Consider the following 13,737-nt stretch of genomic DNA (forward strand, 5'->3'; position numbering starts at 1 on the left):
CGCTAATCCGCTTTTTTTATTCTATTCAGCTTTCGCCCCTATATCAATTCGGTAGAAGAAATCTGGATTGTCTAACTTCTTCATCTCTTCATATAATTTGTGGCGCGCTTCTTTCATTGAATCCGCAGAAACTTGAAGTAACAGTACCCGGCCGCCATTTGAGACGAGATTTTCGGCTTTGTCCAGTTTAGTTCCAGCATGATAAATCGCGATTTCTGGACTGATTTGGTCTAGGCCGGTAAGCAATTTGCCGGTTTCGTATTGGTCGGGGTAGCCTTTGCTCGCAAGGACGATGCCGAGGTGGACACCTTCTTTTTTAAAGCGTACATCAGGAACCTCATTTTTTAAAAGGGCGAAAATGAGCTCGGCGAAGTCACTTTCTAGGCGCGGGAGGACGACTTGTGTTTCTGGATCACCGAAACGCGCATTAAATTCAATCACTTTTGGGCCGTCATTTGTGGCAATTAAGCCAGCGTAAAGAATACCACGAAACGCACGCCCTTCTTGGACCATGCCTTTTGCTGCGGGAAAAAGAATCGTTTGAATCGCTTCATCGACTAATTTTTCTGGTATATGTGAAACGGGTGAATAAGCACCCATTCCACCAGTATTTGGTCCTTTGTCACCATCATAGGCGCGTTTATGATCTTGGGCTATTGGCATTGGATAGACTTCTTCTCCGTTTACAAAGGCCATGAGGGAGAATTCTTCGCCTTCTAGGAACTCTTCTATGACAACTTTCTGCGCGGCCACACCAAACTTTTCTTCAAGCATCATTTCTTTTAGCGCAAGTGTTGCTTCTGGCATCGTCATTGCGACAGCAACACCTTTTCCGGCAGCAAGTCCATCCGCCTTAATCACAATGGGAACTCCTTTTTCATCCAAATAGGCTTTGGCTTCTTCGTATTTCGTGAAAGTCTTCGAGCTTGCAGTCGGAATTTGATATTTTTGCATAAATTGTTTGGCAAAATCTTTACTTCCTTCGATTAGAGCCGCGGCTTTTGTTGGGCCGAATGCGAGTAAGTTAGCTTCTGTTAGGGCATCAACTACACCTGATAAGAGAGGGATTTCTGGGCCGACTATCGTAAATGTGATGGCTTCCTCTTGAGCGAAGCGTATTAGCGTTTTTGTATCGGTTTCTTGAATGTCCACGCAGTGTATGCCGCTTTTTTTCATCCCATCATTTCCCGGTGCACAAAAAACTGTGTTCACATCACGTGAGGAAAGTAATTTTTGACAGATGGCATGTTCCCGACCACCGCTACCAATTACGAGTACTTTCATCTTTTCACTTCCTTTTTAATGTTTAAAATGACGAACATGCGTTGTCACCATGGTGATGCCGTGCTTATTAGCGGCCAGAATAGAATCCGCATCTTTAATCGAGCCGCCTGGTTGAATAATCGCTTTTATACCCGCTTTTGCTGCTGCTATAACGGTGTCATCCATTGGGAAGAAGGCATCGCTTGCAAGCACCGCACCTCTTGCCTTCTCACCTGCCTGCTGTAGTGCAATTTCTGCTGCACCAATGCGATTCATTTGTCCAGCACCAACACCGAGCGTTTGCACATCAGTTCCAACTACAATGGCATTTGACTTCACATGTTTCACAATTTTCCATTGAACAAGAAGTGCCCGCATCTCTTCATCAGTCGGTACTTTCTCCGTCACAACCGTAAACGTCTCAGGGCTATCCACAAAAGTATCACCATCTTGAACGAGCAAACCGCCGTTCACAGAAGTTTTCTCCAAATTTGGCGCAAGACTCGACACATCAACCATAAGCAAACGAATATTTTTCTTTTTGGTTAAAATCGCTAGCGCGTCATCAGAAAAACTTGGCGCAACAATGATTTCCAGAAAGATTTCACTCAACTTTTGCGCAGTTTTAGCGTCAACCTCCCGATTTAGTGCTACAATGCCACCGAAAATCGATGTTTCATCCGCCTCATATGCTTTTTCGAATGCTTCAAAAATGGTCGCACCAACTCCAACGCCGCATGGATTCATATGTTTCACAGCTACCGCTACAGGTTCTGCGAATTCAGATGCAATTTTAAGCGCCGCATCAGTATCTCGAATGTTATTGTAAGACAATTCTTTGCCGTGAAGTTTTTTTGCGTTTGCAATACTTTTAGCGTCCGCAAGTGGTTCCTCGTAGAAAGCTGCCTTTTGATGCGGGTTCTCCCCGTAGCGCAAACCTTGCTTTAAATTATATGTGAGTGTGAGCTTTTCGGGAAATTCCTCTTTCGTCAAATAACCAGCAATGAGCGCATCATAGGAAGCCGTATGGCGAAATACTTTTGCGGCAAGTTTCTCGCGCGTCTCGAGTGTCACACCACCCGCTTTAAGCTCAGCTAAAACGGGCACATAGTCTGCTGTATCAACTAAGACGGTTACCGCTTGATAGTTTTTAGCCGCCGAGCGAAGCATCGACGGACCACCAATGTCGATATTTTCAATGGCTTCACTAAGTGTTACATCAGGGTTTTCAATGGTTTCTTGGAAAGGGTATAGATTGACACAAACTAAATCAATTGGCTTGATGCCATGTTTTTCAACCTCATTCACATGCATCTCCAAATCACGGCGAAATAAAAGGCCACCGTGAATCATTGGGTGGAGGGTTTTTACACGTCCGTCTAGCATTTCTGGAAATTCCGTCACTGCTTCAATTCCGGTGGTAGAAACTCCATTTTCCTCCAAAACTTTCTTCGTTCCACCTGTTGAAATAATCTCAAAACCAAGTTGTACGAGTGCCTTCGCGAAGGGCACCACGCCTTCTTTGTCCGAAACACTAATGAGCGCTCTTTTCATTTATTTAAACTTCCCCTCTACTAAATTTTTTACCACTTTGGGATAAAAGATATGTTCGATTTCGTGAATTTTCGCCGTGAGTGACTCCTCCGTATCTGTCAGAAGAATGGAAATACGCTCTTGTGCAATCACTTCCCCTGTATCCATGCCTCTATCTACAAAATGTGCGGTGACACCCGTCTCACTCGCCCCATCTAAAAGCGCCTGCAAAATGGCATCCTTGCCTGGATATTTCGGTAAAAGGGATGGGTGCAAATTGATGATTTTATTCGGGTATGTAGCAAGTAGCGTTTCGCCAATGAGACGCATATAGCCGGCCAAGACGATGAAATCCACCTGTTTTGCTTCTAGTTCAGCTAAAATGGCGGTTTCAAATTCCGCTTTATTTTGATACGCTTTTGGCTCAAATAAAAACGTCGGCACGCCAAATTTGTTTGCCCTCTCTAGCACTCTGGCGCCCGCTTTATCGCAGACAAGTAGGACGATTTTATGCCCAACATCGCTTTTTGTGAGCGCTTCGAAATTCGTTCCAGAACCTGATGCAAAGACGGCGATATTCATTTCGCTTCGCCTCCAATAAATGTGACAGCTTCTGTTTGTTTCTCGGTGACACGTCCAATTTCATAAGCTTCTTCGCCTAAATTTCGAAGTACCTTTAAAACATTTGCCGCTTCGTTTTCTGGAACAGCAAGCACCATCCCAATTCCCATATTGAAAATATGATACATTTCCATTTCATTAAGCTTTCCGCGCATTTTAAGACTATTAAAAATTGGCAATTCTGGCCAAGAGCCAAGCTTAATTTCCACCGCTAAATTTTCGTTTAGCATTCTCGGCAAGTTTTCAACAAAACCGCCTCCCGTTATATGCGCAATTCCGTTCACTTTTGCTTGTTTTAAAACTTCTAAAACAGGTTTTACGTAGATTTTAGTTGGTTCTAATAAATAATCCACAAGTTCCCCGTCTCCTAGTTCTGGAAGTTTAGCATTTAGTTCCATTTTTCCATCTTTGAAGTAGATTTTCCGAACAAGCGAATAGCCATTGCTGTGGATTCCGCTTGAAGGGAGTCCAATTAGGATGTCGCTAGCTTTGACGGCATCTGCCTGAATCAATTTACTTTTTTCGACAGCACCCACTGTAAAGCCAGCTAAATCGTAATCGTCCGCCGCATACATATCGGGCATTTCAGCGGTTTCACCGCCAATAAGCGCACAACCCGCCAGCTCACAGCCTGTTGCCACACCTTTTACGATTTGTTCCATTTTAGACGGAGTGTTTTTCCCCGTAGCGATATAATCTAAAAAGAAAAGTGGCTCGGCACCTTGTGCGAGTATATCGTTTACACACATTGCAACACAGTCAATCCCGATTGTATCATGTTTCCCAGCAGAGATTGCGACAGCGAGCTTCGTTCCAACGCCGTCCGTACCTGATACTAATACGGGTTCTTTTAGTGCGAGTTTGCTTAAATCGAACATGCCACCAAAAGAGCCAAGTGCGCCCATAACACCTAAACGCTCTGTTTTTGCGACATGTTTTTGAATGCGTTCTACGACTTCGTATCCCGCATGAACATCAACGCCTGCCTTGCTGTACGCATTTTCCACTTTTCAACACTTCCTCGTCTTAATTTTTTTGATTTTCTAGACTTTTTAAATACTCCGCCTCATAATCATATAAATCAGTTGGATAATCACCATTAAAATACGCCATACAAAGACCACCATATGGTTCGTTTGGATACGGTTTGCCCACCGCTTCAACAAGCCCTTCTTCACTTAAATAGGTAAGTGAATCGGCACCGATAATTCGGCAAATTTCATCAATACTATGATTTGCTGCAATGAGTTCGTTGCGTGTTTGAATATCAATGCCATAAAAACACGGGAAGGCAAGCGGCGGGGAAGCAATTCGGACGTGCACTTCTTTAGCACCTGCTTCCCGCAGCAGTGTCACAATGCGCTTACTTGTTGTTCCTCGCACAATAGAATCGTCAATCATGACGACACGCTTTCCTTCTACTACGCCGCGAACTGCCGACAATTTCATGCGCACCCCTTGTTCTCTTAGCTCCTGTGACGGCTCAATAAACGTTCTGGCCACATACCTATTTTTAATTAAACCAAGCTCGTAAGGTAATCCCGCTTCCTCCGCATAACCGATTGCTGCTGAAATACTCGAATCAGGAACACCTGTTACGACATCTGCCTCGACAAAAGCTTCCTGTGCAAGCCTTTTTCCGCTACGCTTTCTCGCAGAATGCACATTAATCCCTGCAATATTGGAATCCGGACGTGCAAAATAAATGTACTCCATGCTACAAATCGAGTGCTTGACTTCTTTTGTAAAAACGTCGATGTGAAGTCCATCATCATCGATTATAATAAGTTCGCCTGGTTCAACGTCACGGACAAATTCAGCGCCAACCGTCTCAAAGGCACATGTTTCTGATGCGATGACATAACTGTCGCCAATTCGACCAATCGAAAGCGGACGAAAGCCATTTGGATCTAGTGCAGCAATCATAGCATTTTCCGTAAGCAGCATATAAGCAAAGCCGCCCTTCACTCGGTTTAGCGCCACTTTTAAATCTTGAATAAAATCCCCCGTCTGACTGCGCTTAATGAGATGTGCTAACACTTCCGTATCCGAACTCGTTTGAAAAATGGCTCCTTCCTGTTCCAACTCCGCACGTAATGACGATGCATTAATTAAATTACCATTATGAGCGAGCGCAAGTGATGAGTTTTGAAAGTGGAACAAAAAAGGTTGCACATTCCCTAAACTTTTTCCACCTGCTGTCGCATAGCGCACATGTCCAATCGCTGCTGTTCCTTTTAATCCGTCAAGTTCACCATGTTTAAACACATCCGCTAAAAGCCCTAAATTACGGTGCCCACGAAGCGTCTCACCATCCGTTGATACAATCCCTGCCCCTTCTTGACCGCGGTGCTGCAAACTATGCAAACCATAATACGTAATTTCAGCCGCAGCCGGGTGATTCCAAACGCCAAAAATTCCACATTCCTCGTTCAAACCTTTTATTTCAGCAAGCATGGCAAAGCCCCTTCCCAAATTTCACGTAGCCTTTTCGTAGAAACAGCCACTTCTTCACTTTTAGAAGAAATGATTAGCTCCGCGTCTTCTGTCACCACTCCAACTTCATGCACATTTTGATTTGCGAAAAGTTCCTCGAATTTTGCCTTATCATTTTGTTTTACCGACACAATAAATCGCGATTGCGACTCACTAAAAATCATTTCCAGTTCAAATGGCACGGTTACTTTTGCGCCAAAATTCCCTTTAAATGAAGATTCCGCTAGCGCCACCGCAAAACCGCCTTCCGAAATATCATGCGCACTTTGAACAAGCCCCGCTTGAATCGCCTTACGTACACCTTCTTGGTTTGAAAGTTCCACATCTAAATCAAGACGCGGGGCACGCCCAGAAATTTTACCTTGTATAAGTTTTTGCAGTTCAGAGCCATTATATTCAGCGAAAGTGTCCCCCACCACATAAATTGCATCAGAAGCCGACTTAAAATCCTGCGTTGTTATATCTTTATTATTTTCAACCAAACCAACCATACCAATCACTGGTGTCGGGTAAATCCCTGTGCCATCTGTTTCATTGTACATCGATACATTCCCTGAAATAACTGGTGTATTAAGGGCCAAGCATGCCTTACTAATGCCATCTGCCGCTTTTTCAATCTCCCAGAAAATTTCTGGCTTATCTGGATTTCCAAAATTAAGTCCATCAGTAATTGCAAGAGGTTTTGCCCCACTTGCCACAATATTACGCGCCGCCTCACTCACTGCAATCGCACCACCAAGCTCTGGATCAAGATATAAAAACCTTGAATTACAATCCGTCGTCATAGCAATCGCTTTTTTAGTTCCGCGCACTCGCACAACCGCCGCATCACTACCCGGCACAACTGCCGTACTTGTTCGCACTTGATAATCGTACTGCTCATAAATATGACGCTTACTCGCAACAGTTGGTTGGGCAAGTAGTTTTTCCCACGTTTCTTTTATGTCTAAATGATTAGGCCGAAATGGCGCTTCATTTTGAAACGCTTGGTAGCGCTTTGGTTCACTTGACGGTTTATGGTAAACCGGTGCATCTTCTGCAAGTGCATCAACCGGTACATTCGCCACAACTTCCCCGTGATGCATAATCGTGTACATTTTATCGTCCGTCACTTCACCAATGGTCACAGCATGTAAACCATAATGTTCAAACAAAGCTTTAATTTCTGCTTCATGCCCGCGTTTCACACATAAAAGCATCCGCTCCTGAGACTCTGATAGAAGCATTTCATATGCGGACATATGTGTTTCACGTTGTGGTACATCATCCATCACAAGACGAAGACCAGTTCCCGCCTTCGATGCCATTTCTGAACTCGAACTAACAAGTCCCGCCGCCCCCATATCTTGAATACCAATTAAAATATCAGCGTGTTCTTGAATAACCTCAAGACATGCCTCTAAAAGTAGTTTTTCCATAAATGGATCCCCAACTTGAACTGCCGAGCGTTGTTGTTCACCTTCCTCACTAAACTCCACGGATGCAAATGTTGCACCATGAATGCCATCACGCCCTGTTTTTGCGCCAACATACATAACTGGATTTCCGACACCAACTGCCTGTCCTTTTTGAATATCTTCTTTTTTAATTAGCCCCACACACATAGCATTAACAAGTGGATTTTTCGTGTAGCACGCCTCAAATTGCACTTCGCCTCCAACGGTTGGAATCCCAATAGAGTTCCCGTAACCTGCAATACCTGAAACGACTTCATTCACCAAGTATTTCGTATGTGGGTTATCCAATTCGCCAAAACGAAGCGAGTTTAGCATTGCAATTGGACGAGCGCCCATTGAAAATACATCGCGAATGATTCCGCCGACTCCAGTTGCCGCACCTTGATATGGCTCCACGTATGATGGGTGGTTATGACTCTCCACTTTAAAAGCCACGCCGAGTCCGTCGCCAATGTCAACAATTCCCGCTCCCTCACCTGGACCTTGTAGCACTTGTTTTCCTTCTGTTGGAAATTTTTTCAAAACCGGTTTGGAGGTCTTATAACTACAATGTTCTGACCACATGACTGAGAAAAGGCCTGTTTCGGTGTAGTTCGGCTTGCGACCAAGAATGGAAACGATTAGATCAAATTCGCTATCTGTTAATCCCATTTCCTGATAGATTTTTTGCTGTGCAATTTGGTCTGTCGTTGGTTCATTTGCTAGCATTTTCACTCGCCCCCTTCATAGATTTTACAATCGATTGGAATAATTTTAATCCATCTACTCCGCCGACAATTCTCTCGACAGCCCGCTCTGGATGTGGCATCATGCCAAGTACATTACCACCTTTATTAACAATGCCTGCAATATTTGCCAAGCTACCATTTGGATTTTCAGTTGCATATGTAAACACAATTTGCTTGTTCGCCTGAAGTTCCATAAGTGTTTTTTCATCGCAGTAGTAATTTCCTTCACCGTGGGCAACAGGAATTTGAATTTTCTCGCCAACTTGGTAGCTCGCCGTAAAAATCGTATCAGCATTTTCAACTTGAAGTGGAAGCGTCTTGCACACAAAATGTAAATTGCGGTTTCGAATGAGTGCACCTGGAAGCAGACCACACTCAGTTAAAATTTGAAATCCGTTACAAACTCCTAAAACTGGTCGTCCTTCTTCCGCAAAACGTATTACTTCTTTCATAATATTCGCAAACTTAGCAATAGCCCCTGTGCGAAGATAATCACCATATGAAAATCCGCCTGGAAGAATCACGGCATCAAAACCAGCAAGTGAATCGCATGCATGCCACACATATTCAGCTTCCTCACCTAGCACATCTCGGATAGCATGAAGCATATCTAAATCACAATTTGACCCCGGAAACTGAATTACAGCAAATTTCATTTTTACGCCTCCTCAATTTCGTAGCGATAGTCTTCCATGACTGGATTGGTTAACAATTTATCACAAAGTTCATCTAACATAGCATGCACGTCACGCTCCGTTTTTTCTACTTGGAGTTCCATATATTTGCCAATTCGAACGTCCTGAATACTCGAATAACCCATACTTACAGCAGCCTCACGAACCGCATCCCCTTGCGGATCAAGCACACTTTTCTTTAGCGTCACATAAATTTTCACATTATACATTACTTCATGACCTCCTCAAGTCGTGATAAAACTTCATCATAAACTGTAATTAAATTCCCAATATTCCGACGAAAGACATCCTTATCGAGCCTTTCCTTCGTTTCCTTGTCCCAAAGCCGACACGTATCCGGTGAAATCTCATCCGCAAGTAAAATCTCTCCGACGTCGTCACGCCCAAATTCAAGTTTAAAATCAACAAGCGTAATCCCTATTTTTTCAAAAAGTTCCTGTAATTTAGCGTTCACTTGAAGTGCCATAGCCTTTAGCGTTTCAATTTCCTTCCTGTTACAAGCGCCGAGAAAAACAACGTGGTCATCATTAATAAAAGGATCGTCTAGTGCATCATTTTTAAAATAAAATTCCACAATCGGCGTATCAATGAGTTCCCCCTCACTTCTACCAAGCCTTTTCGCAAGACTTCCTGCAAGAACATTTCGCACCACCACTTCTAGTGGAATGATTTCCACTTTTTGAATGAGCTGTTCTGTTTCCGAAATTTGTTCAATAAAATGACTTTTTATCCCGCACGTTTTCAAATAACGAAAAATAAGCGAAGTGATGTTGTTATTGCGTATTCCTTTTCCCGCAAAAACTTCTTTCCTTCCGCCGTTCAATGCTGTTGCATCGTCTTTATATTTTGCACGGAGCACACCCGCTTTTTCTGTCGTAAAAAGTTCCTTCGCCTTGCCTTCGTAAATGAGTTCGTCTGTCACTTAAAATCTCTCCTTTTTGAAAAAGTAGCCTCACCCGCCTAATACTAGACGAGCAAGTCATATTTCAGACTGACGACAAAAAGCAATTAAAACTCTCATGATATGTATGCTTCACCATTTGTCAGCAGTCTAGTTTTACGTGTGACATCTTGTTTTACCTAAAAACTTTAGGCTTTCTACAAGCTGGTATTTTAGAGCCCTAAACGATTAAAAATTAAATCTACATTTTTAAGATGATAGTGATAATCAAAGCAGTCAGCAATCTCTTTTTCAGAAAGTAATGCTATAATTTTCGGTTCATTTTCGACAAGCTTTCTAAAAGATGTGTTCGTCTCCCATGCTTCCATCGCTTTTGGTTGAACTGTATCATAAGCCTCTTCCCGCGCCATTCCTTTATCAATTAAAGAAAGTAGCACACGCTGAGAATAAATAAGCCCAAGCGTTGCATCCATATTTCGCTTCATATTGTCAGGGAAGACCGATAAATTTTTCACAATATTTCCAAAACGATTCAATATATAATCAAGTAAAGTTGTTGCATCTGGTAAAATAATTCGTTCCGCAGAACTGTGGGAGATATCGCGTTCATGCCACAATGGTACATTTTCATATGCGGTCATCATATGCCCGCGAATCACACGTGCAAGCCCCGTTACATTTTCAGAACCAATCGGATTTCGCTTGTGCGGCATTGCCGAACTCCCTTTTTGGCCTTTCGCAAAAGCTTCCTCCACTTCGCGAACTTCGCTTTTCTGAAGGCCACGCACCTCAACCGCAAATTTTTCAACAGAAGTTGCGATTAAAGCAAGTGTTGCAACGTACTCCGCATGCCTGTCGCGTTGAAGTGTCTGCGTGGAAATTGGTGCCGGCGTGGTGCCTAGATGCTTACAGACATATTCTTCTACAAAAGGGTCAATATTCGCATACGTACCAACTGCACCAGAAATCTTACCAAATTCGACACCGTTTGCCGCATGATTAAATCGCTCCAAATTACGCTTCATTTCCTCATACCAAAGCGCAAGTTTTAGTCCAAATGTTGTTGGTTCTGCATGAACTCCGTGCGTTCTGCCCATCATAACCGTATTTTTATGTTCGCGCGCTTTATCAGCTAAAATTTGAATAAAGTTTTCCAAATCGTGACGTAAAATTTCGTTTGCTTGTTTTAGTAAATAAGAATTTGCCGTATCTACAACATCCGTTGACGTTAAACCATAATGCACCCATTTCCGTTCTGCACCAAGTGTTTCAGAAACAGCGCGCGTAAAGGCAACCACATCGTGACGTGTTTCAAGTTCAATTTCTTTAATACGTTCCACATCAAATGTTGCATGTTCACGAATTTTAGCTACATCCGCTTTTGGAATATCGCCGAGCTCGGCCCATGCCTCGCAAGCTAAAATTTCCACCTCAAGCCAAGCATTAAAACGATTCTCCTCCGTCCAAATTCTACCCATTTCCTCTCTCGTATAGCGTTCAATCATGCGTCCGCTTCCTCCATCTATTCCCAAATTTTCGTTTCTTCTAAATCAATTAATACCGCATCAGGATCATTTGCTAAAATCGTAATATGTCCCATTTTCCGACCTCTCTTAGCTTCTTTTTTTCCGTAAAAATGGACATACCAACGCGAATAATCACCCATTTGTTCCTCTACACCTTTAACATGTTGCCCTAAAATATTAATCATAACAGCCGGCTTTATTAATTCTGGTTTTAAAAGTGGCAAGCCTACAATCGCTCGAATATGCTGAGTAAACTGCGAAATGTTACATGCTTCAATTGTATAGTGCCCAGAGTTATGCGGTCTAGGCGCAAGTTCATTCACATAAAGTGCACCAGATGCTGTCACAAACATTTCAACAGCTAGAACACCTTCTAAACTTAAAACTTCGGCCAATTTCACAGCAATTGCTTGCGCCTCGGTTTGAATGTCGACTTCTAATTTTGCTGGCACAATAGATGTATGCAAAATATTATTTCGATGTACATTTTCACTTACTGGAAATGTTTCAATTTGCCCACTAGCATTTCGAGCAACAACAACTGAAACTTCTTTTTCAAACGGAATAAAAGCTTCCAGCACACACGAACCATATTTTAATATTTCAGCAGCCTTATCCACATCTGCTTCACTGCGGAGAACAATTTGACCTTTTCCGTCATAGCCGCCCCGCGCCGTTTTCACAACTGCAGGATAACCAATACTTTTAACCTGCTCTAAAATATCATCTTTATCAACCACAACGGCATAAGGTGCAATATTTACATTTACAGACTCCAAATAAGCTTTTTCTAAAATCCGATCTTGCGTTATCGACAAAAGCTCCGAGCCTTGTGGAACTTTCACCATATCTTCCACTTTCGCAAGTGCACCATAATCTACATTTTCAAACTCGTACGTCACTACATCAGACTTTGCTGCAAGCTCACGTAGCGCCTTTATATCATCGTATTCCGCCACAATCTGTTCATCACAAACCTGACCACAAGGCGAATCAAACGTTGGGTCTAAAACAATCACCCGATATCCCATCGCTCTCGCACTCAGTGCCATCATTCTGCCTAATTGTCCGCCGCCAATAATACCAATCGTGCTATTTGGCAATAAAAATGTCTTATTCAAGTTCATCACTACTTTCTAGTACAGTTTCCTCTAGTGTAGCACGTCTTTTCGCTAATCGGCTAGCAATTAAATCATTAGAAATTGATAAGATTTGCGCAGCGAGTAAACCAGCGTTTGTTGCGCCACTTTCACCAATTGCAACCGTTGCAACTGGTACCCCCGCAGGCATCTGTACAATTGAAAGAAGAGAGTCCATCCCGTTTAGCGCCTTTGATTTAACTGGCACACCAATAACAGGTAATGTAGTTTTCGCCGCAACCATTCCTGGTAAATGCGCTGCCCCACCAGCACCTGCAATAATCACTTTTATTCCATTTTCACGTGCCGCCTCCGCATAGCGGAACATTAAATCAGGCGTTCTATGCGCCGAAACAACCTTTTTTTCATATGAAATCTTAAGCTCATCCAATATCTCACAAGCCTTTTTCATCGTTTCAAAATCTGAGATACTTCCCATGATGACTCCAACATCCGCAGACATTTACGGCTCAACTCCTTCTATTAAAAGTGAATTTCCGTTTCAACACCTTAATTCTACCAATACAAACCATCAATGTCAATTAAAAATCGAACGTTTTTATGCATCTAAAACCGAACGTTCGGTTTTAGGTTAATAAAAAAAAAGACCCGCCATTCAGCAGGACTTCACTTCATTCGTTTGCGTATGCTTTTAACCCAAAATCCACCATAAATTTGTTTTGGCTCTGAAGAAACAATAAAGGCCTTTTCATCAATCGCCACGATTTCTTTATAAAGCTTTCGTTCATTTTTCCGTGGTGTTAAAATCTCAAGCATCATCCGCTCACCATCTCGACCATTCGCTAGCCAACTTGTCACCCCATAACCTAAATCCCGAATCTGATTAGGCAAATCCAAATTGTACTTCTGCGTAATTACATTCACTGTAATATATCCTAACGCCAATCGTTCCTCGATTTTCATACCAATAAAAAGTCCTACGCCAAATCCGACTGCATATGCAATCACATTCGCAATATTATTTAAGTTGTCAAGCACCAAACTAAGTGCCACCACATACACAACCATCTCAATAACACTTACAAAAGCCGCCAAATAACGATAACCTTTCATCGTTAGCAATAAACGCACCGTTGAAATTGCAACATATAAAATGTTCACAATGAAAATTGTAAGCACAATACCAATTGCTCCATGAACCATCCTAATCCCCACTTCCTATAAAAACAAAAAGACATACCTTCCTATCTATTCTACACTATCCCTATTCCATTTTAAATATCACTTTAAACACTTTCCTAAAAAAAGATAACAAAAAAAGGCTCAGAAAATTTCTGAGCCTTCCAAATTGCCCGGCAGCGACCTACTCTCACAGGGGGAAGCCCCCAACTACCATCGGCGCAGAGAAGCTTAACTA

The 13,737-nt window shown here is 42.6% G+C and carries 13 protein-coding genes and 1 rRNA gene; all 14 read right to left on the reverse strand.

Going from position 1 to position 13,737, the window contains the following annotated elements; genetic code table 11:
• Positions 1-21 precede the first annotated feature (21 nt).
• Positions 22-1,284 (reverse strand): phosphoribosylamine--glycine ligase, encoded by a 1,263-nt coding sequence (gene purD, locus R8923_RS13435; RefSeq protein WP_485873269.1) that lies wholly within the window; start codon positions 1,282-1,284, stop codon positions 22-24.
• Between the two features lie 15 nt (positions 1,285-1,299).
• On the reverse strand, positions 1,300-2,817 hold the full coding sequence (gene purH, locus R8923_RS13440; RefSeq protein ID WP_485873270.1) for a bifunctional phosphoribosylaminoimidazolecarboxamide formyltransferase/IMP cyclohydrolase: 1,518 nt from the start codon (positions 2,815-2,817) through the stop codon (positions 1,300-1,302).
• Positions 2,818-3,378 carry a phosphoribosylglycinamide formyltransferase gene (gene purN / locus R8923_RS13445; RefSeq protein WP_485873271.1) on the reverse strand — a complete coding sequence of 187 codons (561 nt, stop codon included), beginning with the start codon at positions 3,376-3,378 and terminating at the stop codon, positions 2,818-2,820. It abuts the gene before it with no gap.
• Positions 3,375-4,424 carry a phosphoribosylformylglycinamidine cyclo-ligase gene (purM, locus tag R8923_RS13450; RefSeq protein WP_485873272.1) on the reverse strand — a complete coding sequence of 350 codons (1,050 nt, stop codon included), beginning with the start codon at positions 4,422-4,424 and terminating at the stop codon, positions 3,375-3,377. The genes purN and purM overlap by 4 nt, the downstream gene beginning before the upstream one ends.
• A gap of 19 nt (positions 4,425-4,443) precedes the next feature.
• Positions 4,444-5,874, reverse strand: a complete 1,431-nt coding sequence (gene purF, locus R8923_RS13455) for an amidophosphoribosyltransferase (RefSeq protein WP_485873273.1) — start codon at positions 5,872-5,874, stop codon at positions 4,444-4,446.
• Positions 5,859-8,078: a phosphoribosylformylglycinamidine synthase subunit PurL gene (gene purL, locus R8923_RS13460; protein ID WP_485873274.1), complete on the reverse strand. Its 2,220-nt coding sequence runs from the start codon at positions 8,076-8,078 to the stop codon at positions 5,859-5,861. Before purL ends, purF begins: the two co-directional genes overlap by 16 nt.
• Positions 8,065-8,754, reverse strand: coding sequence for a phosphoribosylformylglycinamidine synthase subunit PurQ (gene purQ / locus R8923_RS13465; RefSeq protein ID WP_485873275.1), 690 nt, complete (start codon positions 8,752-8,754; stop codon positions 8,065-8,067). Before purQ ends, purL begins: the two co-directional genes overlap by 14 nt.
• Before the next feature lie 2 nt (positions 8,755-8,756).
• Positions 8,757-9,002 (reverse strand): phosphoribosylformylglycinamidine synthase subunit PurS, encoded by a 246-nt coding sequence (gene purS, locus R8923_RS13470; RefSeq protein WP_485873276.1) that lies wholly within the window; start codon positions 9,000-9,002, stop codon positions 8,757-8,759.
• Positions 9,002-9,715 (reverse strand): phosphoribosylaminoimidazolesuccinocarboxamide synthase, encoded by a 714-nt coding sequence (purC, locus tag R8923_RS13475; RefSeq protein ID WP_485873277.1) that lies wholly within the window; start codon positions 9,713-9,715, stop codon positions 9,002-9,004. Before purC ends, purS begins: the two co-directional genes overlap by 1 nt.
• A 191-nt stretch (positions 9,716-9,906) precedes the next feature.
• A complete protein-coding gene (gene purB, locus R8923_RS13480) occupies positions 9,907-11,199 on the reverse strand; it encodes an adenylosuccinate lyase (protein ID WP_485873278.1) in 1,293 nt (430 codons plus the stop codon).
• Positions 11,200-11,216: 17 nt separating this feature from the next.
• Positions 11,217-12,341 carry a 5-(carboxyamino)imidazole ribonucleotide synthase gene (gene purK, locus R8923_RS13485; RefSeq protein WP_485873279.1) on the reverse strand — a complete coding sequence of 375 codons (1,125 nt, stop codon included), beginning with the start codon at positions 12,339-12,341 and terminating at the stop codon, positions 11,217-11,219.
• On the reverse strand, positions 12,334-12,822 hold the full coding sequence (gene purE, locus R8923_RS13490; RefSeq protein ID WP_485873280.1) for a 5-(carboxyamino)imidazole ribonucleotide mutase: 489 nt from the start codon (positions 12,820-12,822) through the stop codon (positions 12,334-12,336). Before purE ends, purK begins: the two co-directional genes overlap by 8 nt.
• A gap of 164 nt (positions 12,823-12,986) precedes the next feature.
• Entirely contained in the window at positions 12,987-13,523 is a 537-nt protein-coding gene (locus R8923_RS13495) for a DUF2179 domain-containing protein (RefSeq protein ID WP_485873281.1), read from the reverse strand.
• Between the two features lie 147 nt (positions 13,524-13,670).
• Positions 13,671-13,737 (reverse strand): 5S ribosomal RNA (gene rrf, locus R8923_RS13500); the annotation flags it as partial.

The organism is Listeria tempestatis (genome assembly GCF_963575625.1).
In the GTDB taxonomy this organism is placed as follows: domain Bacteria; phylum Bacillota; class Bacilli; order Lactobacillales; family Listeriaceae; genus Listeria; species Listeria tempestatis.

Excerpts from the sequence above, each read along its gene's own strand:
- R8923_RS13495 (WP_485873281.1), bottom strand. The coding sequence starts at position 13,523 with ATGGTTCATGGAGCAATTGGTATTGTGCTTACAATTTTCATTGTGAAC.
- purH (WP_485873270.1), bottom strand. The coding sequence starts at position 2,817 with ATGAAAAGAGCGCTCATTAGTGTTTCGGACAAAGAAGGCGTGGTGCCC.
- purF (WP_485873273.1), bottom strand. The coding sequence starts at position 5,874 with ATGCTTGCTGAAATAAAAGGTTTGAACGAGGAATGTGGAATTTTTGGC.
- purE (WP_485873280.1), bottom strand. The coding sequence starts at position 12,822 with ATGTCTGCGGATGTTGGAGTCATCATGGGAAGTATCTCAGATTTTGAA.
- purN (WP_485873271.1), bottom strand. The coding sequence starts at position 3,378 with ATGAATATCGCCGTCTTTGCATCAGGTTCTGGAACGAATTTCGAAGCG.
- purS (WP_485873276.1), bottom strand. The coding sequence starts at position 9,002 with ATGTATAATGTGAAAATTTATGTGACGCTAAAGAAAAGTGTGCTTGAT.
- purQ (WP_485873275.1), bottom strand. The coding sequence starts at position 8,754 with ATGAAATTTGCTGTAATTCAGTTTCCGGGGTCAAATTGTGATTTAGAT.
- purL (WP_485873274.1), bottom strand. The coding sequence starts at position 8,078 with ATGCTAGCAAATGAACCAACGACAGACCAAATTGCACAGCAAAAAATC.
- purB (WP_485873278.1), bottom strand. The coding sequence starts at position 11,199 with ATGATTGAACGCTATACGAGAGAGGAAATGGGTAGAATTTGGACGGAG.
- purD (WP_485873269.1), bottom strand. The coding sequence starts at position 1,284 with ATGAAAGTACTCGTAATTGGTAGCGGTGGTCGGGAACATGCCATCTGT.